Below are 23,427 nucleotides of genomic sequence, written 5' to 3' on the forward strand. Positions count from 1 at the left end.
CATTATGGATTATATTTTAGAGCTTAAAAATGTTTCAAAGTCCTTTCAAGATGAATTGATTTTGGATAATTTAAATTTGAATATTAAACAAGGTGAGTTTTTAACTCTTCTTGGTCCTAGTGGTTGTGGAAAAACTACCACTTTAAGAATTATTGGAGGTTTTTTAAAGCCAGATGAGGGAGAGGTTATTTTTGATGGCAAGAATATTGCAAATCTTCCCCCTTATGAGAGAAATATTAATACGGTGTTTCAAAAATATTCTCTTTTTCCAAATATGAATATCTATGACAACATCGCCTTTGGATTAAAGATTAAGAAGATGCCAAAGGATGTTATCGATAAAAAAGTTGAAGGCGCATTGGAGCTTGTATCACTAAAGGGATATGGCAAGAGATCCATTGAGTCCCTTTCCGGTGGGCAACAACAGAGAATTGCCATAGCAAGGGCCCTTGTTAATGAACCAAAGGTACTTCTTTTAGATGAACCTCTTGGAGCCCTAGACTTAAAACTAAGACAGGTTATGCAGACGGAACTTAAAAGGATTCAAGAAGAGGTTGGCATTACATTTATCTATGTTACCCACGATCAAGAGGAAGCCCTTAGCATGAGTGACAAGATTGTTGTAATGAATGGTGGACTGGTTCAACAAATTGGCAGCCCAATCGACATTTACAATGAACCGAAGAATGCTTTTGTGGCAGACTTTATCGGCGAAAGTAATATTGTTGATGGTGTTATGTTAAAAGACTTGGAAGTTGTATTTTCAGGTCACAAATTCGTCTGTCTTGATAAGGGCTTTAAACCAAATGAAAATGTGGATGTTGTTATTCGTCCTGAAGATATCGACTTGGTTAAGCCAGAGGATGGAATGTTACAAGGTGTGGTTGAAAGTATTATCTTTAAAGGCGTTCACTACGATATTACTGTGAATGTAAAAGGGGAGAGATATTTAATTCAATCCATTTATGAAAAGCAAGTTGGTGAAGAGGTGGGAATGGTTATAATTCCTGATCATATTCACATTATGGAGAAGCAAAGAGATGAAATTTAGAAAATTATCATATCCATATTTAGTATGGATGGGAATTTTTATCTTAGTTCCACTTTTTATGATTCTTTATTACTCCCTATCAATAAAAGGTGTGGACGGATTAACTTTTGCAAACTTTAAGGAGTTCTTTGGGTCCATAAACTTGGTGGTGCTACTTCATTCAATTAAGATTGCATTTATAACTACGATTATATGCCTTTTAATTGGTTACCCAACAGCATATTTAATTTCAAAGGCGCCACTAAAGAGAAGGTCCATCATGCTTATTTTAATCGTTCTACCAATGTGGATGAACTTCCTATTAAGAACCTACGCATGGATGAATATTTTAGCGAAGAATGGAATTTTAAATAACTTTTTTAGATTTTTGGGGCTTTCTCCAAAGACCATGTTATATACACAGGGAGCAATTGTTGTTGGAATGGTTTATAACTTCCTTCCATTTATGATACTTCCAATATACACAGTGCTTGAAAAGATGGACCACTCCTTGGTGGAAGCGGCAAAGGACCTTGGGGCAAATAACTTTCAAACCTTTGTAAAAGTAATTTTTCCCATGAGTTTAACTGGTGTTATTACAGGAGTTACCATGGTGTTTATTCCAGCGATTTCAACCTTTGAAATATCGGCGTTACTAGGTGGAAACAAGGTAAACTTAATCGGTAATGTCATTGAAAACCAATTTAGAGTTATTGGAGACTGGAACTATGGGTCTGCAATTTCCATGGTGCTAATGGTTATAATCTTTGTAACAATGCTTGTGACTAACAAGTTCAATCCAGATGACGAGAAGACAGGAGGGGGACTATGGTAAAGAGATTAAAGAGATTTTATCTGTTTTTAGTTTTTGCATTTCTATATGCACCAATAGTCTTTCTTATGGTGTTTTCATTTAACGACTCAAAGTTAAAGTCATCATGGAATGGATTTACTTTAAAATGGTATGGAGAGCTATTTCAAAACTCCGAGATACTTTCATCCTTTTATAACAGTTTATTAGTTGCTGTTCTTGCCACCATAGTTGCAACAATTTTAGGCACAATTGCTGCAATTGGTATCTACTATATGAAAAATTGGCAAAAAAATATCGCCCTAAACGTAAACTATATTCCAGTTTTAAATCCAGATATTGTAACTGCCATATCACTGATGATACTTTTTAAAGTGGCAAGCATGGAGAATGGATTTTTAACTGTGTTAATATCCCATATTATGTTTACAACGCCATATGTGGTTTTGGCAGTACTACCAAAGTTAAAGCAGATGTCAAAGGCCCTGCCAGAAGCTGCCATGGACCTTGGTGCAACGCCAATGTACACACTTAGAAAGATTATTTTACCGGAAGTTAGCTCGGGTATTTTTTCAGGGGCAATACTTGCGTTCACCCTTTCCCTTGACGACTTTGTAGTGTCCTACTTTACAACTGGAAACGGCTTTACAACACTTTCGGTAACAATATTCGGCATGGCGAAAAAGGGAATAAACCCTGCCATAAATGCACTTTCAACACTTATGTTCTTGGGAATATTAATTTTATTACTAATAGTTTACAGGACCTCCAAAGATCCTGATGAGGAGAAATAAATGAAAAGATTTAAAATTTTAATCTGCCTAATCATTTCTGTAGTCCTACTTGGTGGATGCGGAAAAAACAAAGACATTGCCGGAGAAAAACTATATGTGTACAACTGGGGCGAGTACATTGACGAATCCATATTAAAAGATTTTGAAAAAGAGACGGGAATCAAAGTTATATATGAAACCTTCACCCAAAACGAAGATATGTATATGAGAATAAAGGAAGGTGGATCAAATTACGATGTGGTAGTTCCGTCGGACTATATGATTGAAAGAATGATTAGTGAAGATATGCTTATGGAAATGGATATGTCGAAGCTTTCGAACTTCAAAAACATAGGCGAGGACTATTTAAACATGGAGTACGACCCAGAGCAAAAGTATTCAGTGCCATATTTTTGGGGAACCGTAGGAATACTTTATAACAAGAAGATGGTAAAAGAAAAGCCCGAGTCATGGAGCGTACTTTGGGACAAAAAATATAAAGACAATATTATAATGATGGACTCAACAAGGGACTCCATAGGAATTGCGCTAATAAAAGACGGTTATTCAATGAATTCTAGAAATATGAAGGAACTTGAGCAAGCAAAGAATGATTTGATTGAGCAAAAGAAAATAGTTATGGCATACCTTGTGGACGAGATAAAGAGTCAAATGGTAAACGAAGAAGCAGCCCTTGCACCGGTTTATACGGGAGATGCTATAGTTGCAATGAACGAAAATGAAAACCTGGATTATGTTATACCAAAAGAGGGTTCAAATATTTGGTTTGACGCCATGGTTATACCAAAGGAAGCAAAGAATGTGGAAAATGCATATAAATTCATCGACTATGTACTGCGTCCAGAGGTTTCAGCAAAGATTGCAGAATATGTTGAGTACTCTACACCAAACACCGAAGCCTATAAGCTTTTAGAAAATGATTTGAACTTTAAAGAAGTGGCCTACCCAGACTTGTCACAGTATCCAAACTTAGAAGTATTTAAAAATCCTTCAGACTACAATAAGGTTTTTACGGATATATGGGCAGAAGTAAAAGCAGCAAGATAGGGGAGGAAAGTTTTAAAAAAACTTTCTATGAAAAATTTTGTTTTGTAGGGTTTCACCCTACTACTGCTTTATTTTTTATAAGCTGCCTTATTCTAAAAAAGGGCGAGGGACTTAGGAACGTTTCGTATGTTCCTATCCCTCGCCCTTTTAAACCCACACCCTGCACCTCCAACGATTCAGGACTGGCCGTCCTGAAAACCTGCTTAATAAGAGGAAGAAAATCTTGTTGGATTTTCTATTTGTGCCTATCGGCACATTATTCTTTTTCGTTATACGAAGTATGATAGCCCCACTTGTGTCATTCTGAACGGAAAATTTGCGTAGCAAATTTGTAGCCGAAGAATCTCGGACAGTTTTTATAAAAACTGTCCGTTTAAGTCTCCTGATTTGTTATCTAGTGTGTTACCATACAACCTTTTTATTTGCCTTCTGGCATTGTTATGAAAGTTTTATAAACTTACAGCAATATTTTTATACAATTTATTTTTTTCTAATCTCAGGGTAAGGATGAATGGGATTGCGATTTCCCCTCATATCCTTACCCTGAAACCCGAACCTTTTACACCCTTAACACGCTTGGGGATACCCCAAACCCCAATGAAAGAGGAAGAAAATCTTGTTGGATTTTCTTCTATTCTTTATTTTTGTTTTGTAGTTTTCAACCTACCTAGGAATATTATCCTCCCGCTATGTTATACTGAGCGAGCGAATGCGAGTTCTTGACCTAACAGAAGACGGAGTCTTCGTTGTAGGTCAAATGTCGATCTCGTTTCACTTTCCGACAGGAAAGTGTCAGAAGGCGACCGAAGTATCTCGAACGCTTTTTTTAAAAAGTGTTCGCTAAAGTCTCATAATATATTTTTCAAGGTATAATAAACTTATAACTTCCAACTTCCAAATTCTTATTTTACAAACACAAACTGCCCTTTATCCGACAATTCATCATCGTACTTATACCCATCCACATCAAACAACTTTATTTCTTCCAGGTTCGCAATTTTGTTTCTACAAATATAATTTAGCATTGCTCCCCTTGCTTTTTTTGATGTTGTTGAGTGTTGTTTTAATTTGCCTTCTCTTCTTTCGAAAAATTCAAAGTCATACATTTTAAATTTATTTCTATCTAATAGGCTTGAAAACTCATTTGATGCCAGGTTTAAAATCACTTCTTCTTTATTAAAGGCTTTATTGTATTCCTCTTTCCAAAAGTTTTTTAAACTTTCGCCATTTACTTTTAACTTTGTATTAAAGTCCAGGCGATATGGCCTGACTAATTTTTCAGGGCATAGAGGACCATAAAATGTGGAGAGTATTTTTAAATGTTCATCCATATATTTTCTTTCGTCTTCTTTTAAGCTTGTAACATCAAATGAACGAAAGGCCAGTCCATTATACATCTCTATTGCTCTATAGCTTTCGCTCTTTTCAAAGTCTTCTATATACATCAAAACTTCTTTTGCAACTTTATCTGAAATTTTGTAGATTTCTCTTATTTCTTCTTCTTTTAATTTTTTTAATTCATCAATTATAATTTTAGTTTTTTCATTAAATTCAGTTTTTTCTTCTATTGGTCTATTAAAAGCCATTTCTTTACTTGGGGAAAATATTATTTTCATTATCCACCTCCAAGATAATTATAACAAAGTTAAAAATTTTTTTTAATTCACGACGAAAGCATAGAAAAGTGAATAGATTTGTGTTATTATATTGATAGTGATTAAGGTTATCAATATCAGGGTATTTATTATCAATTAGAGGTGAGTGAATGAACTTATTAATGGCACCTTTGGAAAAGGAGCTAGAAATAATAAAGGTAAGAGATAAGTTTGCTGAACGCGAAGACAATGATCGCCATTTGAGTAATCTTGGGTTTGTTGAAGGAGCTAAAGTAACTATCATATCTGAACAAGGTGGTAATTTAATTGTGAAGGTAAAGGGATCAAGAGTTGCCATCGGTAAAGATATAGCAAAAAAAATTATAGTAGCTTAGGAGGTACATATGACTTTAAGAGAGGCAAAGGTTGGTTCTTATTATGTGGTCAAAAAAATTGAAGGCAAGGGACCACTAAAGAGAAGAATCATGGACATGGGAATTACAAAGGGAACAAAACTTTATGTTAGAAAGGTTGCACCTTTGGGAGATCCTGTCCAAATAAACATAAGAAATTATGAGTTAAGCATCAGACGTGACGATGCAAACATGATTATTGTTGAAGAAACTGTGGATAATGATTAAGGAGAATTGAGAAATGAACATAACAATAGCATTAGCCGGAAACCCGAATAGTGGTAAGTCAACACTATTTAATGCCCTTACTGGTTCTCATCAATATGTGGGTAACTGGCCAGGGGTAACTGTAGAAAAGAAAACCGGTATCTACAAAAAGGATAAGGAAGTAAGTATAACTGACCTTCCAGGAATTTATTCTTTGTCACCATACACTTTGGAAGAGGTTGTATCTAGAAATTACTTAATGAATGAAAAGGTAGATGTAATCATAGACGTTGTTGATGCAACTAATATTGAGCGTAACTTATACCTTGCAACACAACTTTCTGAACTTGGTATTCCTCTTGTTATAGCTTTGAACATGATGGACGTGGTTAGAAGAAATGGCGAAGTGATAGACTCAAAGGAAATCGAAAAGAAATTAAATTGTAAAGTTGTTGAGATATCAGCACTAAGAGAAGAAAACATAGATAACCTGATTTCTACTGCAAAGTCTTATGCAGGCACAAAGCACTCTGAAATTAAGACATTCGATGAAGATGTAGAAAAGTACTTAACTGAAATTGAAGAAATTGTTGCTTCAATTAAAAATCACCCTTCAAAGAGATGGATAGCAATAAAGTTATTTGAAGAGGATGAAAAAATCACCGAAGAAATTGCAATAACTCTTGATGAAAAAACAAAAGTTGACGAAGTTATTAAGAGAGCCTGTGAAGAGTTTGATGACGACGGTGAAGGTATTATCACCGATGCAAGATATGAATATGTATCTGGAGTTACAAAGGACACTGTAAAGAAGAAAAAGAAAGGCCTTTCAAGGACTGACAAGATAGACAAAATTGTTACTAATAGATTTTTGGCAATACCAATTTTTGTAGTTGTTATGACATTTATTTATTATATAGCAGTTGAACTTGTAGGTGGTCCTGTAAACGACTGGTGGGCGGACGAACTTCTTGGAGAAACAATTCCAAATGCAGTTAATGGCTTTTTAGAAAACCATGGGGCATCACCAATGGTTTCATCCCTTGTAGGTAATGGTATAATCGGTGGTGTTGGTGCAGTACTAGGTTTCTTACCTGTAATTGCAACAATATTCTTCCTTGTATCCATCTTGGAAGATGTGGGATATATGGCAAGAATTGCATTTATCCTAGACAGAGTATTTAGAAAGTTTGGACTTTCAGGAAAATCTTTCATTCCAATCCTTATAGGAACTGGATGTTCAATTCCAGGAATCATGGGAACAAGGACAATTGAAAACGACAACGACAGAAGAATGACCATAACTGTTGCTTCATTTATGCCATGTGGAGCGAAGACTGAAATCATAGCAATGTTTGGTGCGGTTTTAGGTGGAGTTTGGTGGTATGCACCTCTATGGTACTTTGCGGGAATACTTGCGGTAATAATTTCTGGAGTTATCTTAAAGAAGACAAGCAGATTCCAAGGAGACCCGGCACCATTTGTAATGGAACTTCCAGAGTACCATATGCCAAGTATGAAAAATGTATTTAAAGCAACTGGACATAGATGTAAGGCATTTATTGTTAAGGCGGGAACCCTTATCTTACTATCAGCACTTGTAATTTGGTTATTTACTAACATCTCAATTCATGGAGAGTTTATAAGCTTTGAAGATAATGGAACAGAATCAATCCTTGCATTTATAGGAAGAAAACTTTCATTTATGTTTGCACCTCTTGGATTTGGAGACTGGATGGCAACAGTTGCAACCTTCTTCGGACTTGCTGCTAAGGAAGTTGTTGTAAGTACCTATGGTGTAGTTTCAGGAATAGGCGCTGAAGCCGGTGGAGATGCTATGAGAAGAGTAATCCTTGAAAACTTCAACACCGTTTCAATGTTCTCATTCATCCTATTTAACCAACTTACCCTACCATGCTTTGGAGCACTGGGAGCGATTAAAGAAGAAATGGGATCATCAAAATGGTTTAGATTTGCCTTACTATATCAACTATTCTTCTCCTACACAATAGCTTTCATGGTTTATCAAATTGGTGCATTTGCGGTTTTAAAAACAGGATTTAATATTGCAACTGCCATTGCATTTGTAATATTAGCGCTATATCTATACCTAATATTTAGACCAAATAAATATAAGAATAGCCAAGGAGCTTTAAACTATTCAGTAAGTGAATATTAAAAGAAAGAAGTGGTAGAATGATTGACTACATTATAATTGGGCTTGTAATAATATTAGCCATATTTGCAATAAGAAGAGTTATAAAGAACAAGGGCACTTGTGACTGTGGATGTGAATGCAGCAAAGGCTGCCACGGTTGCCCAGTAAATGAAAAAAAAAAATATTAAGCGTTCGTCTTATGATGGACGCTTTTTATTTGCCAATTTATTCCATAAGATATATAATTTATGTGAATAAAATTTAATACAGGGGAGCTCGTGTGCCGGGCTGAGAGGAAGTCAGAACTTCGACCCTTATACCTGATGTGGATAATGCCGCCGTAGGAAATTGAAATTAGGAGGACCTACGTGTCCTCTTTTTTTTATAAAAATTATTTGATAAGGAGTTAATATGTTTAAAGAAATTTTTGAGAATGTTAGAGAAAATGCGCCACTAATTCATAATATTACAAATTATGTAACTGTAAATGACGTTGCCAATATGCTTATAGCCTGTGGAGCAGCTCCAATTATGGCAGATGATAAGAAAGAAGTTTGTGAGATAACATCAATCTGCACTGGATTAAATATAAATATTGGTACATTAAACGAAAGGACAATAGACTCCATGTTAATTGCAGGAAAGAAGGCAAATGAAATGGGACACCCTGTCGTACTAGATCCTGTTGGAGTGGGAGCGTCAAACTTAAGGACGGAAACAGCGATAAAACTAATTGAAGAAATTCAGTTTGATGCTATTCGTGGAAATATTTCAGAGATAAAGACCCTTGCCCTTGGTAGTGGTAGGACAAAGGGAGTTGACGCTGATGCGGCGGATGAAATAAATGAAGGCAATATGGACAGTGTAATTGAAATGGCGAAGAGTTTTTCTAAAAACACCAAGTCAATTATTACCATAACTGGCAAGGTGGATATTATAACTGATGGCGAAAGGGTTTTTAAAATAAGTAATGGCCACGAGAAGATGTCCCATGTTTCAGGAACTGGATGTCAACTGTCAGCAGTAAGCTGTGCATTTATCTGTGCAAATAGAGATAGAAAGCTTGAATCGGTTGCAGCGGCAGTTAGCGCCATGGGCCTTGCTGGAGAAATTGCATATAAAAGGCTTGGAGAGCTGGATGGTAATTTAAGTTATAGAAATTATATTATTGACGCCATGTATAATTTGACTCCATTAGCACTTGAAGAAGGAGCAAAGTATGAAATTATCTAATACACATATGTTACTCTACGCAGTTACAGACAGGAGATGGAGCGAAGGTACGACTCTTTATGAACAGGTTGAACAGGCTCTACAAGGTGGAGTTAGCACACTGCAACTTCGTGAAAAGAACTTAGGTGACGAAGAGTTTTTAAAGGAAGCCTTAGAGATAAAAGAACTTTGCAAGAAATATGATGTTCCACTGATTATAAATGACAATGTGGAAGTGGCGATTAAATGTGGTGCCGATGGTGTTCATGTTGGTCAAGAGGATATGGAAGCTTCAAAGGTTAGAGAAAAAGTTGGACCTGACATGATAATTGGAGTTTCTGCCCATAATGTGGAAGAAGCAAGAAGGGCAGTTTCAAATGGGGCAGACTACCTTGGAGTTGGTGCAGTATTTAGTACATCCACCAAGGATGACGTGGATGTGTTAAGTAAAGAGACTCTTAAAGATATCTGCTTGGCAGTTGACGTTCCAGTGGTTGCCATAGGTGGAATAAATCAAAATAACATCTTAGAACTAAAGGGAACTGGTGTGGATGGAGTTGCTGTTGTAAGTGCCATCTTCTCATCAGAAAATATTGTAGAAACCTGTAAAAAACTTCGTAAGCTTTCAGAAGAAATGGTAAGGCCATGATAAAAAATATTATATTTGACTTTGATGGAACGCTTTTTGACTCCATGATAATTTGGGAAGATCTTGGAGAGAGATTTATAAAAAAGCTTGGCAAGAAACCAAAGGAGAATTTAAGTTTTGAAATAAGAAATATGAGTATGAAAGAATCTGCCATCTACCTTCAACAAGAGTATGATATTAACATTTCAGTGGAAGAGATAATTTCAGGTATTAATAAAATGTTAGAAGATTTTTATATAAATGAAGTTTTGCCAAAGGAAGGCATTGTAGAGTTTTTAGAAGAACTTAATCAAAGAAAAGTCTCCATGTGTATAGCCACAGCTACGGACAAATACCTTATTGAAGCAGCGTTAAAAAGATGTAATATTGAAAAGTATTTCAAAGAAATCTTCACATGTGGAGAAGTTGGAGAGAGCAAATATAGCCCAAAGATATATAGGGAAGCTTTAAAGTTTTTAAATGGAAATAGAAAGGATACCTTGGTGTTTGAAGATGCGGTATATGCGGCGGCAACTGCAAAAGAAGATGGATTCAAAGTGGTTTCCGTTTATGACAAGAGCGAAGAAAAACAGGAATTATTAAAAGAGATTTCGCAATTTTATTTAAAAGACTTTTTAAGTATAGACAGTTTATTAAGACAGATGGAGGAATAGATGAAAACAGCATTAACAATAGCAGGCTCTGACAGCAGTGGAGGAGCGGGAATTCAAGCAGATATAAAGACTATGACAATGAATAATGTGTTTGCAATGAGTGCAATTACAGCCCTAACTGCGCAAAACACCCAGGGAGTGAAGGGGATTTTAGAATCAAGTCCAGAGTTTTTAAAATCACAACTTGACTGTATCTTTGAAGATATATTTCCCGATGCTGTTAAAATCGGAATGGTGTCTTCAGGTGAGTTAATAGAAGTAATTGCAGAAAGGCTTGTTCACTACGATGCAAAAAATATTGTTGTGGACCCAGTAATGGTTGCAACATCAGGATCAAATTTGATGAAAACAGATGCCGTTGAAAAACTTGCAAAGCTCCTTTTTCCAATTGCAACGGTTATAACGCCAAATATTCCAGAAGGGGAAGTGCTTTCAGAAATCAAAATAGAATCTGAAGAAGATATGCTAAAGGCGGCCCAAAAAATTGGCGAAAAATACAATGTGGCTGTGCTACTAAAGGGCGGACATAGCATAAATGATGCAAATGACCTTCTCTATGAAGATGGAGAATTTACATGGTTTAAAGGAAGTCGCATTGAAAATCCAAATACACATGGAACTGGATGCACACTATCCAGTGCAATAGCATCAAACTTAGCAAAGGGATTTGACTTGAAGGAGTCTATTAGAAGAGCAAAGGACTATATCTCAGATGCCCTTGGAGCCATGCTAGACCTTGGTAAAGGCAGTGGACCAATGGCGCATAACTTCAATTTAAATGGAAAATATTCAAAGGAGGCTTAAATGAAGACAACTGAAATTTTATTGGAAAGAACAAAACAAATATGGGATAACTACAATGAACATCCATTTGTAAAAGGCATAGAGGAAGGAAGTCTAGATAAAGAAAAATTCAAATTCTACATCGTTCAAGACTATCTCTACCTGGAAGAATTCGCAAAGGCCTTTGCCCTAGGAGTTGTAAAGGCAAAGAGTTTAAAGACTGCAAACCTATTTGCGAAATACATTCCTGTAATGAATGGAGAGCTTGATGTTCACGATGGATTTTTAAAGGACTTTGGAGTAACGGAAGAGGAAATCAAGAATACAAAGCGTTCATTAATAAACCTGTCGTACACTTCATATATGTTAAGGGTTTCCTACGAAGGCGGAGAGGGAGAAATACTTGCTGCCATACTTTCCTGCGCATATAGTTACGAAGTTATTGCAAAGAAGATGATAGAGAGAAACCCTGACTGTGTGAATCATCCTTTCTATGGGCACTGGATAAAGGGATATGCCAGCGAAGAATATGGCAGGGATAATGTGGTGCTACTTGAAACGCTGGACGAAATTACAAAAGATTATACGGAAGAAGAAATAGAACACTTAGTCGAAATATTTGAAGCATGTTCAAGATATGAAATGGAATTTTGGGAAATGTCTTGGAATATGAGTTTGTAAAAAAAATAAGCTATTGGGCGACCAATAGCTTAACTTTATTTATGAAGTTTTTCTCCTGGAATAAGTGCATCAACACCACCAAAGATGATACCACCTATAAGTGCACCAAGTATTGATACAGTAAAACCAGAAATAAGTTTACCAGTAATAAAAAGTATAAGTGCAGTTACTAAAAATCCAGAACAGCCCTTAGCACTTCTTGAAAGTCCAAAGGCGGAGTCTAAAATTTGTTGAACCACTGCAATAGCAATTGCAATAAGTGCAAGGGTTTTAAAACCTCCAGCATACTTCATTCCTGGAACGAAAAATGCAGTAACGGCTACAACGACCATTGATACTACAAGTCTTAATAATAAATCAATAATTAAATTTCTCTCTTTCATAATTTTCTCCTTTCAAATCTTTATATTAATTATACCCACATAACAATTAATTAAAACAATTGGATATTAGATAAAATAAAAATTTTTTGCAATGGAACTTTGATGGTAAAATAGAACCAAGAAAGAAAATAGGAGGAAGTATGAAAAAGAAATTTAAAATAATGATAGGACTAGGTCTTGCCCTGGGAGTTCTATTATTAATTTTACAAAATGTTTTAAAGATAGATCCATCTACATTTATGGACTACTACTTGAAATTTGGTGTAGCACTAATTTTACTTATATTAATTGTAAACACTGTTTATTTTGTAATTATGTCCGCTAAGATAAAGAAAAAACTTGTGCTTTTCCATGAAGGTAAGTACGGTGAATTTAATAGTGCGATGGAAGAGATACTTAAAAAAGCAAAGGGCGAAAACTTAAAAAACATAATAAGGATTAACCTTTCAGCAGGATATATAGAAGATAAAGAGTATGAAAAGGCAAAAGAGACTCTGGAAAATATACATCCTTTAAAACTTAGGGACGAAAGAGTTAGACTTGTGTACTATATAAATTTATGCGTGTGCAATTTTAAATTGGATAACTACGAAAAATTCAAAGAACTGTATGGGGCAAATAAAAATTTATTTAAGAATTATAAAGATGAAGAAGGCTACAGCGAGTCGCTGGCGCAATTAGAAATAACCCACTATATAGTAGAAGAAGAACTTGACAAAGCAAGAGAGCTTCTAGAAGTGACGAGAGAAAAATACAAAGACACTAAATATAAAGATGATTATAATGAGCTGGAGAAGTTGATTAATGAGAATAGAAGTGAGAAATAAGAAGTGAGAAGTTAGAGAAGAGGAAACAAAAAGCATAGCTTTTTGAGGTCGCCTTCTGACACTTTTCTTTGAAAAGTGAAACGAGATCGACATTTAACCTACAACGAAGACTTCGTCTTCTGTTAGGTCAAGAATCCTTCGACTCACTACGCTCGCTCAGGATTACAAGTATGCTATGGTTTCGTTGTAATATAGCGATTTTATCTCCTGGATGTCATTCTGAGCGGAAAAATTCCGTAGGAATTTTGGAGTCGAAGAATCTCTTAAGAGAGGTTAGAGGTTGGAGAAAATGTACGCATTTGACTGAAGAGAAGAGAGAGGTGGGAAGTAAGAAGTGAGAAGTTGGAAGTTTGAGAAGAGAAAAATCAATAAGGAAATATCGAAAAAACAAAAAATAATAAACACATTAGAAATAGTTCTATTAGGAATAGTTTTAGGAATTTTTTCAAAGTACATTGAAGTGTTGCCAATAAATGAATTTCCGAAATTTTTTGAAACATTAGACATACCAAACTTTTTATCAGATTTTCCTTTTTGGATTTGCATTGCCATATTTATTTCGGTATTTAGTACTTCGCCAAAAAGAGCATCTGTAAATGTATTTTTGTTTTTTTGCGCCATGATTATAGGGTATTATTTTTGCTATGCATATTATGGATACAACTTACCAAGATCATATATATTAATATGGACGGCGTTTACATTTCTTTCACCTATTCTTGCATATATAACATGGTATACAAAAGGAGAAGATAAAATATCACTAATAGTTTCAGTATTAATTATTACGGTTATGTTTATTGCTAGCTTTGCAATGGGAGCTTTTTATATTGATATTAAATCCCCACTTCATACCATAACATTTGTTTTAACATTAATAGCTTTATGGAGAAAGAAAATTTTAGAAAATGTAATGATGATAGGACTAGGAGTTGCCATAGGATATTCTGCAATTTTAATAATAAAATATCTATTTTGAGCTTGAATAAAATTTAATTACTAATATGGAGAAATTCTTAGCTTTAGGATTTTCTCTTTTTTTAATGAAAGTTATTGTGAAGTTCAATTAATTTGAATTTGTTTTGTTAAAAATTAGAATGAGTAAAGAAATGCAATTCGCATTTCTTTTTTTTAATATATTGTTTGAAAATTTAATCCATCGGGTAAATTTATTTTGAGTCGAAATGAAAGGACTTTACTTCTCTAGATAAAACAAAAGTAAATTTAAAAATAAATTATTTATAAAGATATAAAAGTATAACAAAAGAGAGTTATCAAAACAAGATAAATTATAAAACTTCAAAAAATATGTTTAGAATTTATTTTGTGGGATATATATAGACTAGATAGTTGAAAAACATGGAGGTGTTGAATGAGAAAGTGGAAGAAATGGTTTAATGCGATATTGTCAATTATATTACTTTTAACCTTATTCACAACCTACTTTATTATTTTTGATTATGGAAAAGTTACAACCTACTTATTGAATATAAGTACTAAAAATTGGTTTTTCTACTTTTTAACAACCATAACCATAATAAGTGGATTGATTGGACTGTTTATGCTACTAAAAGCGATAATTAGTCCAACACTTAAAAATTATATTGTAGACAAGGACGAGACGGGACAGATTTTAATAACGCAAAATGCTTTAACTTCAAATGTAGAAAGTACTCTTGAAAATTTTAGACAAGTAAAGAACTCGGAAGTAAATGTTTTGGTTAATGAATCAAAATCTAATGAAATAACTGCGGACATCTTATGTGGTGTCTATGCAGGAGAGGACTTAGCGACACTTGGAGCGGCAATACAAAGATCTGTGAAAGATGAGCTTGAAAAATTTTCTGGCTATCCTGTAGAAGCGGTGAAAGTAGAGTTTTATAATATAAAATCAGAAACTGGTAAAAGAGTTGTATAGGAGGACATATGGATAATAGATTTAATAATTACCCTGAAAACTTTAACAATCCTCCACAAAACTCGGAATTAAATAAAAAAGAAACTGTATTTTCTGAACCGGAAAAGAGGATTAAAAATTTTTTAAAGTTTCATTGGTATGAATTTAAATGTGCATTAGCGGGGTTAATCATTGCAATACTTTTTTTGACCCTAGGATTTTGGAGAACTATATTAACACTATTACTTGTGACTATAGGCAAAGCCATAGGACAAGTAAAAGATAACAACCCAAGAATATTGTTCTTTTTAAGAAGGATATTTAACAAATATTAAAATATAAAATATAAAGGAGATGTAATTATGGCAAGTCAAGAAAAATATAATGAAATAGCAGGAGTAAACAAAAAGGCAGAAGAAAAGAGAGAAGCAAAGCAAAATAGAGAAGAATTTGTTGAAAATCTTAAAGATGATGTTAAAGATTTAGGTGAAAAAGAAGAACCAAAACATGAATCAAAATTAACTTTTGATGATTCAGTAGTTGAAAAGATTGCAGCTATAGCATGTAACGAAGTACCAGGTGTACTTGACATGAAGGGTGGATTCTTCTCAGGAATTTCAGAACAATTTGGTGGATATAATCTAACAAAAGGTATTAGCGCAGAAGTTGGCGAAAAAGAAGCGGCAATTGATGCATCAATCATATTAGAATATGGTCATTCAGCACCAAAGGTATTTGAAGAACTAAAGAGAAATATCAGCCAATCTGTTGGTCAAATGACTGGCCTTAAAGTTGTAGAAGTTAATGTAAGAGTTGATGATGTAATGACAAGAAAAGAATATGCTCTTAAAAATAAAAAAGAACAAGAATCAAATAACTACAACCAAGGTTCAAATTTAAGATAATAAAATTTACCTCTATCCACTGGGATAGGGGTTTTTTATTTTAAAAAACAAAACTATCATACCATCACTGTAGCGTGGTATAATATACTTGAGGTGATAATATGAAAAGACATAGTATTTTTATTGTACTTATTGCCATGTTACTTTTTGTATCATGCCAAGGAAAAGTTAATACTCAAAAGGAAATGACCATAATGCCATATGAATTTAGCCAGGTTGATGGTGGAATATTTAAATCATTAAACCCTGATTCTGCGGTGGTAAGTTATAAGCTAGATGACAAAATCGGAAATATTAAAATAGAGTTTTGGTCTGTGAAGGACTCCAAGTTAAATAAGGAAGATGTGCTTGAAATGGGCGAACTTATGAATAAAGAAGGAATCATTGCAGTAAGTATGCGTAAATCAAACCTTGATGTTTCTGTAACAGACATGAAGGGAGGATATACAAGCACATATAAAATGGAAAATCCCTACACAGAGCTTGAAGGTGGTTTTATAACTGAAGGCGCAGAGGAAGATGAAATAAAATCTTCTAAGCCCATTGCGATTTTTAAACAATATGAAAGTAATTCTACAATAACTTTTCAAGAATTTAGTGAAGAAAGTGTCGTAAAGCAAGTTAAAAATGGAAATTTTGTAGTTATTACATTTGAAAACAAATAAAGGCAGCCATGGAGGCTGTCTTTTGCTTTATAAACGACTTCTTTTAGTTTATACTTTAATGTAGGAGGAGTTATGGCGAAAATTGGAATTATTGGAGGGGGAGCCTCCGGAGTTTTTGCATCTATTCAACTTGCAAGACTTGGTCATGAGGTTCATATATTTGAACGAAATGACAAGCTTTTAAAAAAGATTTATGCAACGGGCAATGGAAGATGCAACTTTACAAATTCAAATATTAGTATAGAAAACTTTCATGGGCAAAATGAAAAGTTTCCCATGTCAATTATAAATAATTTTACTTACGACGACTGTGTAATGTTTTTTAATGGCCTCGGTGTAAAGGAGATTGAACTGGAGGATGGAAAGGTCTATCCAATGAGTCTTCAAGCAAAGACCATAGCCCAGGCTTTAATACAGGAGGCGGAAAATCAAAATGTGGTTGTGCATTTAAATTCTTATATAAAGAAAATAGATTTTAAGAGAAATGTAAGAATTTTAAAGTATGATAACAGTGGATATACTTTTGATTATTTAATCGTTGCAGCTGGGGGCAGAGCCATGGCAAAGTCTGGCTCCGATGGAAATGGTTATGGCCTTTTGGAAGACCTGGGACATAGTATCACAAAAACTTACCCTGGCATTGTGCAGCTTAACACCAAGGAGAGTCTGTACAAGACTATTCAGGGCACGAAGGTTTTAGGTGATGTGTACCTTGTTAAGGATGGAAAGAAGATTTTAAAACAATCTTCAGATATTTTATTTACCGACTATGGAATTTCTGGGCCTGGAATATTACAGATATCGGGAAGGGCAATTGCTGATATAAAAAAGGGCGAAAGGGTTTTTGTTTCTCTCGACCTATTGTCCCATATGGAGATGGAAGAGCTTTTTAACTTCCTTATCTCGTCCATAAGTCAAAATGGTTATAAGAGCCCAAGGGATTTATTAAGCTGTATACTTCATGATAATATTTCTGATTTAATCATAAGGGATTTAAAAATATATAAAAATCATGTTAGTGAACTTACTAATGAAGAAGTAAAATCAATTTGCCATAAGTGTAAGGACCTTCGTCTTGAAGTGACTGGATATAAGTCTGAAAAGGACGGACAAATAACTTGTGGTGGAGTGGACACTAAAGAGATTGATTCAAAGACTCTAAAATCAAAAATATATGATAAACTTTACTTAATTGGTGAAATAATTGATGTGGATGGTGACTGTGGTGGTTACAATCTGCACTGGGCTTGGGCATCGGCATTTGCATGTGCCCAGGGAATAGACGAGGTGGAAAATGTTTAAAATGACAAGAAAACTACAGGAGCTTACGGATAGAGGAGAAGAATTAAAGATTGCTCTTGTAGGAAGCGGCAAGATGGGTACGGGACTGGTTAATCAAATCAGTAGAATAAAGGGAATGAAGACTTCGATTATAGTAGAAGAAAAACCTGAAAAGGCAAAGCATGCCTACCTTTCTTCTGGAGTTAAAGAAGAGGATATTATCTTTACAAATAAAAAATCTCAGGCGGAGCTTGCCATGAAGAAGGGACAGTTTGTAATCACTGAGAACTATGAACTATCATATGGGCTGGACAAGATTCAAGGAGTTGTTGATGCAACTGGAAACCCTCCCTTTGGTGCAAAGCTTGCCATAGAATCAATTGACAACTATAAAAATATAATTATGTTAAATGTAGAATGTGACGCAGTGGTTGGACCAATTATATATGAGAGAGCAAAGAAGAATAAGGTTGTGTACACAGGTTCTGCTGGAGACGAGCCAGGAGCCATAATGGAGCTTGCAAACTTTGCAGTGGGAGCGGGCTTTAAGCTACTTGCAGTGGGCAAGGGCAAGAACAATCCCCTTAACTACTATGCAACGGAAGATGACCTTAGGGAAGAGGCTTTGAAGAAGGGGCTTTATCCAAAGATGTTGACTGCCTTTGTAGATGGAACAAACACAATGATAGAGCTTACTTCAGTTGCAAATGCCCTTGGATTTACTCCAGACATTCCAGGATGTCATGGACTAACCACGGACATAAAGAGCGTGGCAAGTCAATTTACCTTAAAGGAACAAGGTGGTATTTTAAATAGCTACCGCATTGTGGACTTTTGCTTCGGCATTGCCCCGGGAGTTTTTGCAGTGGTAACCCATGATGCAAATGAAGTGCATGACCTAATGGGATATTTGTCCATGGGTGATGGACCAAACTATGTACTCTATAGGCCATATCACTTAACAAGCCTTGAAACGCCCATTACAATTTATAATGCCATAGTTGAAAAGGATCCGACAATAGTTCCTGAAAAGGGACAGATTTCTGATACTATTACGCTGGCGAAGAGGGACCTTAAGAAAGGACAAACCCTTGAGGGAATTGGTGGCAAGGATGTGTATGGACAAATTATTAGCCATATTGACCAGAGAAAGAAAAATTTACTACCTATTGGACTTATAACAAAGAAGACAAAGTTAAAGGTGGATGTTAAAAAGGACGAGCCGATAACATACGACATGGTTGAACTTGAAGAAGACCAAGTGATTATAAAACTTAGAAAAAAACAGGACGAACTGGGACTATAGGAGATGAAAATGGAAAAATATGATAAAATTTTAGAAAATTTTGTAGATGAATTACAAAAGAGAAAATCCATAGACGACAAACTTATGTGGGTTTCAGAAATACTTTTCAGTAGCATAGAAAATGTTATATGGGCAGGATTTTATCTAATGAATAGAGACGGCGATTTAATTCTTGCACCATATGTGGGAGAGCCAGCTTGTATAAAGATACCTGTGGGAGCGGGAGTTTGTGGAACTGCTGCACTACTTATGGAAACAAAAAAGGTTTATGACGTGTCAAAGTTTCCAGGACATATTGTATGTGATGAGTCTGCAAAGTCTGAACTTGTAGTGCCTCTAATAAAAAATGACGTGTGCTATGGTGTAATCGACATCGATTCAGATATTATAAATAACTTCACAGTTGAAGACCAAGACTTTGTGGAACAAATTAGAACGCTTCTTGTAAATTCAATAGACTTTACAGATAAATAACTTGACAATTATATGTACTAATTATAAAATATAATGCATTGAAGACTGAAGAGTACGTTCTTTCGTGGAGGCTATAGAGAGATTCGGGTTGGTGAAACGAATTGCCAAAGTGTTAGATGGATCAACTTGGAGTCGGGTATTCGATATGTAGAGTATCCCGTTAAACGCGTTAAGTTTTTGAGTGGTGAAAAAAATTCACAATTTGGGTGGTACCGCGGAAATTTCGTCCCTAGTTTTGACTAGGGATTTTTTTTATTTTCTAATCAACCAAATTGTAATATAGAATGAAAGGAATAGAGAATGGCAAAATTTAAAGACCTTTCCAATAAGCCAGTAAGAGAAAGAGAGATAGCTACTGCAGAGTATTGGAAAGAAATTGACTTATTACATGAGACTGTAAAGCAAAGACCAAAGGAAAAAAACTATGTATTCTTTGACGGACCTCCTACAGCAAATGGAAAACCGGGAATACATCATGTTATATCTAGAACACTAAAAGATATGAACTGTAGATATAAGACCATGAGAGGCTACAGAGTTAAGAAAAAAGCAGGTTGGGACACACATGGACTTCCTGTTGAAATTGAAGTTGAAAAGAAATTAAACTTACAAAGTAAAAAAGAAATAGAAGAGTATGGCGTTGAAGCCTTTAACAAAGAATGTAAAAATTCTGTGTTCACATATGAAAAGGCGTGGAGAGAGATGTCTCATAGAATGGCTTTTATGGCGGACATGGATGACCCATATATCACTTTAGACAATGACTACATCGAAACCGTATGGTGGTTACTTGACAATATGTTCAAGAAAGGGCTTGTATATGAAGGTGCAAAAATACTTCCATACTGCCCAAGATGTGGAACTGGCCTTGCATCCCACGAAGTTGCTCAAGGCTATAAGAATATAAAGACTGAAACCATCACCGTGGCATTTAAGAGAGTGGACCATGATGAATACTTTTTAGCATGGACAACTACACCATGGACACTGCCATCAAACGTAGCACTTACAGTTGGCCCCGACATAGACTATATATTAGCTGAGTCCAATGGAAATAAGTTCTATGTGGCAAAGGCATTGGCAGACAAAGTTCTTGGAGAAGGTTACGAAGTTATAAAAGAACTTAAGGGCAAGGACATGGAGTACATGGAGTATGAACAATTACTTCCATTTATTAAACCCGACAAGAAGGCTTTCTTTGTAACAGTGGCAGACTATGTATCCATTAGTGATGGTACAGGTATTGTACACACTGCGCCAGCTTTCGGGGAAGATGACTATCAAACAGGTAGAAGATACAACCTACCACTTATAAACCCTGTTAATGAAGAAGGAAAGTTTGATGAAACTCCTTGGAAGGGCATGTTCGTAATGGACGCTGACCCTGAAGTTATTAAATATCTTAGAGAACAGGACAAGGTGTTCAAAAAACAAAAGGTTGAACATAACTATCCACATTGCTGGAGATGTAGCACACCACTAATTTATTATTCAAAACCATCATGGTACATTGAAGTTACAAAACTTAAAGATAAATTTATAGAGGAAAATAACAAAGTAAACTGGTTCCCAGAATTCGTTGGAGAAAAGAGATTTGGAAACTGGCTTGAAAACCTAAATGACTGGGCTATTTCAAGATCCCGTTACTGGGGAACACCATTCCCTGTATGGAAGTGTCCAAATGGCCACACCACATCCGTAGGTTCAAGAAAGGAACTTAAGGAAAGAGCAATCGAAGATATATCTGAAGATATAGAACTACACAGACCATATGTTGATGATGTTCACCTAAGATGTGAAGAGTGTGGAGAGATAATGACGAGGGAAAAAGACGTTATTGACGTTTGGTTTGACTCTGGGGCAATGCCTTTTGCACAACATCACTATCCATTTGAAAACAAGGAAAACTTCTTTGAAGAACTTTTCCCTGCGGACTTTATTAACGAAGGTATCGACCAAACAAGAGGATGGTTCTATTCACTACTTGCAATATCAGTGTTAACTACAGGCAAGGCGCCTTATAAAAATGTTCTTGTAAACGACCTTATCCTAGACAAAGAGGGCAAGAAGATGTCCAAGTCAAGAGGAAATACATTGAACCCAATAGAGTTATTCGATGAATTTGGTGCAGACGTTGTAAGATTTTATTCACTATATGTGTCTCCACCATGGGTACCAACAAGATTTGACGTGGACGGCCTTAGAGAAGTTGAAAGTAAATTCTTTAGATCATTTAAAAACACCTATAACTTCTTCAAGCTATATGCAAACACAGACGACATTGACCCAAGAGAATTTTATATAGAACCAAAGGATAGACCAGAAATAGATAGATGGATTCTTTCAAGATACAACAACCTTATTAAAGAATACAAGGCAGATATGGACATATTCGAAGTAACAAAGGTTGTAAGAAAAATATCTGACTTCGTTATAGAAGACCTTTCAAACTGGTATATCAGAAGAAACAGAAGAAGATTTTGGAAGACTGAGGTTGATGACGACAAAAAAGCGGTTTACAACACAACTTACGAAATCTTACTCGGACTTACAAAGTTAATAGCTCCAATAACACCTTTTATGGCGGAAGAAATGTATAGAAACCTTACAGATAAAGAGTCTGTACATCTTGACTTCATACCAGAAGAAGACGAGTCACTTATCGACATAAAACTTGAAGAGAAGATGGATATCGTAAGAGAGCTTGTAACTCTAGGAAGGGCTTCAAGAGAAGAAGTAAATATAAAAGTAAGACAACCACTAAAGGAAATTGTGGTGGATGCAAAATATAAAGAGATTATTGAAGATTTAGTTCCACTTATAAAAGAAGAGCTTAACATAAAGCAAGTGGAATTTAGAAAAGATCTTTCAGAGTTTATGAACTATGAATTAAAACCAGACTTCAAAGTTGCCGGAAGAATTCTTGGAGGAAAGATTAAAGACTTCCAAAAGTTCTTGCAAGAAGTGGACGCTAAGGAATTTGTATCAAAACTAAACGAAACTATTCAAAAAGTTAAGCTTAAAGATGAAGATACAGAAATTAAGAGAGAGTACGTTGAAGTTAGAGTCTCAGCAAAAGAGGGCTTTGACGTAACAATGGACAACAATCTATTCGTAATCTTAGACACAACCATTACACCAGAGCTAAAGGCAGAAGGATATGCGAGAGAATTCATTTCAAAGGTTCAACAAATGAGAAAGTCTAACGACTACGACATCTTAGACAACATCATAATAGAGTACACACCAACAGCAGAAGTTGAAAGTGCCGTTGAAAAGTTTAAAGAATTTATTAAAGATGAAACTCTAGCAGTTGAAATAAAAGTGAATAATGACTTAAGTGAAGATTTTATAGACTTAAATGGTGAAGAGATTAAGATAAGATTAATAAAGAAATAAAAAATTTTCCCTTACTGTGAAAACAGTAGGGGATTTTTTTTATTAATGCTAATGAATGATTAATCTTGAAATAGTAATAATATGTTGATACAATACAATAGAAAAGAGATTATTTAAAAACCAAATATATAGTGGGAGAAAATTGATGGCAAAATAATTATACATATCTAATCAGCAAAAATAGAATGGGATTTTTAAAAAGGATAGAGCCATATGAATTAAATCAAGAGTTAGTTCCCCATTAATAATTAATATGC

Annotated in this window: 25 protein-coding genes, 1 riboswitch and 1 other annotated feature; of the genes, 23 read left to right on the top strand and 2 right to left on the bottom strand. The window is 35.0% G+C overall.

Going from position 1 to position 23,427, the window contains the following annotated elements; genetic code table 11:
* The first annotated feature begins 1 nt into the window (after nt 1).
* From potA to L6651_RS08075, 4 genes are read left to right on the top strand one after another with little or no spacing between them, the layout of a single operon-like run.
* Entirely contained in the window at nt 2-1,051 is a 1,050-nt protein-coding gene (gene potA / locus L6651_RS08060) for a spermidine/putrescine ABC transporter ATP-binding protein (RefSeq protein ID WP_255784973.1), read from the top strand.
* Nucleotides 1,041-1,865: an ABC transporter permease gene (locus L6651_RS08065; protein WP_237037421.1), complete on the top strand. Its 825-nt coding sequence runs from the start codon at nt 1,041-1,043 to the stop codon at nt 1,863-1,865. The genes potA and L6651_RS08065 overlap by 11 nt, the downstream gene beginning before the upstream one ends.
* Nucleotides 1,859-2,635 (top strand): ABC transporter permease, encoded by a 777-nt coding sequence (locus tag L6651_RS08070; RefSeq protein ID WP_237037422.1) that lies wholly within the window; start codon nt 1,859-1,861, stop codon nt 2,633-2,635. The genes L6651_RS08065 and L6651_RS08070 overlap by 7 nt, the downstream gene beginning before the upstream one ends.
* Nucleotides 2,636-3,682, top strand: coding sequence for an ABC transporter substrate-binding protein (locus L6651_RS08075; RefSeq protein WP_237037423.1), 1,047 nt, complete (start codon nt 2,636-2,638; stop codon nt 3,680-3,682). It begins immediately after the preceding gene.
* A 902-nt stretch (nt 3,683-4,584) separates the two neighbouring features.
* Here L6651_RS08075 and yaaA read toward each other — a convergent pair.
* Entirely contained in the window at nt 4,585-5,298 is a 714-nt protein-coding gene (gene yaaA, locus L6651_RS08080; RefSeq protein ID WP_237037424.1) for a peroxide stress protein YaaA, read from the bottom strand.
* Between the two features lie 149 nt (nt 5,299-5,447).
* Here yaaA and L6651_RS08085 point away from each other — a divergent pair, with 149 nt between their 5' ends.
* The 9 genes from L6651_RS08085 to tenA all read left to right on the top strand — a co-directional run bounded on the left by L6651_RS08085 (nt 5,448) and on the right by tenA (nt 12,033).
* Entirely contained in the window at nt 5,448-5,672 is a 225-nt protein-coding gene (locus L6651_RS08085; RefSeq protein ID WP_237037425.1) for a FeoA family protein, read from the top strand.
* A gap of 9 nt (nt 5,673-5,681) precedes the next feature.
* Nucleotides 5,682-5,918, top strand: a complete 237-nt coding sequence (locus tag L6651_RS08090; protein ID WP_237037426.1) for a FeoA family protein — start codon at nt 5,682-5,684, stop codon at nt 5,916-5,918.
* Nucleotides 5,919-5,931: 13 nt separating this feature from the next.
* Nucleotides 5,932-8,076: a ferrous iron transport protein B gene (gene feoB / locus L6651_RS08095; RefSeq protein WP_237037427.1), complete on the top strand. Its 2,145-nt coding sequence runs from the start codon at nt 5,932-5,934 to the stop codon at nt 8,074-8,076.
* Nucleotides 8,077-8,093: 17 nt separating this feature from the next.
* A complete protein-coding gene (locus L6651_RS08100) occupies nt 8,094-8,243 on the top strand; it encodes a FeoB-associated Cys-rich membrane protein (RefSeq protein ID WP_237037428.1) in 150 nt (49 codons plus the stop codon).
* A gap of 70 nt (nt 8,244-8,313) precedes the next feature.
* Nucleotides 8,314-8,417: riboswitch (TPP riboswitch) on the top strand.
* Nucleotides 8,418-8,466: 49 nt separating this feature from the next.
* Entirely contained in the window at nt 8,467-9,288 is an 822-nt protein-coding gene (gene thiM / locus L6651_RS08105) for a hydroxyethylthiazole kinase (protein ID WP_237037429.1), read from the top strand.
* Nucleotides 9,275-9,916, top strand: a complete 642-nt coding sequence (thiE, locus tag L6651_RS08110) for a thiamine phosphate synthase (RefSeq protein WP_237037430.1) — start codon at nt 9,275-9,277, stop codon at nt 9,914-9,916. Before thiM ends, thiE begins: the two co-directional genes overlap by 14 nt.
* The gene (locus L6651_RS08115; RefSeq protein WP_237037431.1) at nt 9,913-10,569 is read left to right on the top strand and encodes an HAD family hydrolase; all 657 of its coding nucleotides are present in this window, start codon (nt 9,913-9,915) and stop codon (nt 10,567-10,569) included. Before thiE ends, L6651_RS08115 begins: the two co-directional genes overlap by 4 nt.
* Complete coding sequence (gene thiD / locus L6651_RS08120; RefSeq protein ID WP_237037432.1) at nt 10,570-11,373, top strand: bifunctional hydroxymethylpyrimidine kinase/phosphomethylpyrimidine kinase; 804 nt, start codon at nt 10,570-10,572, stop codon at nt 11,371-11,373.
* A complete protein-coding gene (gene tenA / locus L6651_RS08125) occupies nt 11,374-12,033 on the top strand; it encodes a thiaminase II (protein ID WP_237037433.1) in 660 nt (219 codons plus the stop codon).
* Nucleotides 12,034-12,068: 35 nt separating this feature from the next.
* On the opposite strand, the gene L6651_RS08130 is transcribed toward tenA, so the two are convergent.
* Entirely contained in the window at nt 12,069-12,416 is a 348-nt protein-coding gene (locus L6651_RS08130; protein WP_237037434.1) for a phage holin family protein, read from the bottom strand.
* Nucleotides 12,417-12,556: 140 nt separating this feature from the next.
* Between L6651_RS08130 and L6651_RS08135 the strand changes: the two genes are divergently transcribed.
* The 10 genes from L6651_RS08135 to ileS all read left to right on the top strand — a co-directional run bounded on the left by L6651_RS08135 (nt 12,557) and on the right by ileS (nt 23,170).
* Complete coding sequence (locus L6651_RS08135) at nt 12,557-13,243, top strand: tetratricopeptide repeat protein (protein ID WP_237037435.1); 687 nt, start codon at nt 12,557-12,559, stop codon at nt 13,241-13,243.
* Nucleotides 13,244-13,577: 334 nt separating this feature from the next.
* Nucleotides 13,578-14,222, top strand: coding sequence for a hypothetical protein (locus L6651_RS08140; RefSeq protein WP_237037436.1), 645 nt, complete (start codon nt 13,578-13,580; stop codon nt 14,220-14,222).
* 393 nt (nt 14,223-14,615) lie between these two features.
* Complete coding sequence (amaP, locus tag L6651_RS08145) at nt 14,616-15,161, top strand: alkaline shock response membrane anchor protein AmaP (RefSeq protein ID WP_237037437.1); 546 nt, start codon at nt 14,616-14,618, stop codon at nt 15,159-15,161.
* Nucleotides 15,162-15,169: 8 nt separating this feature from the next.
* Nucleotides 15,170-15,475, top strand: a complete 306-nt coding sequence (locus L6651_RS09385) for a DUF2273 domain-containing protein (RefSeq protein WP_255784815.1) — start codon at nt 15,170-15,172, stop codon at nt 15,473-15,475.
* Between the two features lie 27 nt (nt 15,476-15,502).
* The gene (locus L6651_RS08155) at nt 15,503-16,045 is read left to right on the top strand and encodes an Asp23/Gls24 family envelope stress response protein (RefSeq protein WP_237037438.1); all 543 of its coding nucleotides are present in this window, start codon (nt 15,503-15,505) and stop codon (nt 16,043-16,045) included.
* A 101-nt stretch (nt 16,046-16,146) separates the two neighbouring features.
* Complete coding sequence (locus tag L6651_RS08160; RefSeq protein ID WP_237037439.1) at nt 16,147-16,710, top strand: hypothetical protein; 564 nt, start codon at nt 16,147-16,149, stop codon at nt 16,708-16,710.
* Between the two features lie 72 nt (nt 16,711-16,782).
* Nucleotides 16,783-18,012: a BaiN/RdsA family NAD(P)/FAD-dependent oxidoreductase gene (locus L6651_RS08165; protein ID WP_237037440.1), complete on the top strand. Its 1,230-nt coding sequence runs from the start codon at nt 16,783-16,785 to the stop codon at nt 18,010-18,012.
* Nucleotides 18,005-19,297 carry an NAD(P)H-dependent oxidoreductase gene (locus L6651_RS08170; protein WP_237037441.1) on the top strand — a complete coding sequence of 431 codons (1,293 nt, stop codon included), beginning with the start codon at nt 18,005-18,007 and terminating at the stop codon, nt 19,295-19,297. Before L6651_RS08165 ends, L6651_RS08170 begins: the two co-directional genes overlap by 8 nt.
* A 9-nt stretch (nt 19,298-19,306) precedes the next feature.
* On the top strand, nt 19,307-19,771 hold the full coding sequence (locus tag L6651_RS08175; RefSeq protein WP_237037442.1) for a GAF domain-containing protein: 465 nt from the start codon (nt 19,307-19,309) through the stop codon (nt 19,769-19,771).
* Between the two features lie 29 nt (nt 19,772-19,800).
* Nucleotides 19,801-20,005, top strand: a binding site (T-box leader).
* Nucleotides 20,006-20,071: 66 nt separating this feature from the next.
* The gene (ileS, locus tag L6651_RS08180) at nt 20,072-23,170 is read left to right on the top strand and encodes an isoleucine--tRNA ligase (RefSeq protein ID WP_237037443.1); all 3,099 of its coding nucleotides are present in this window, start codon (nt 20,072-20,074) and stop codon (nt 23,168-23,170) included.
* The last annotated feature ends 257 nt before the right edge of the window (nt 23,171-23,427 follow it).

Origin of the sequence: Mediannikoviicoccus vaginalis, from assembly GCF_928097925.1 — a bacterium.
GTDB classification, from domain to species: Bacteria; Bacillota; Clostridia; order Tissierellales; family Peptoniphilaceae; genus Mediannikoviicoccus; species Mediannikoviicoccus vaginalis.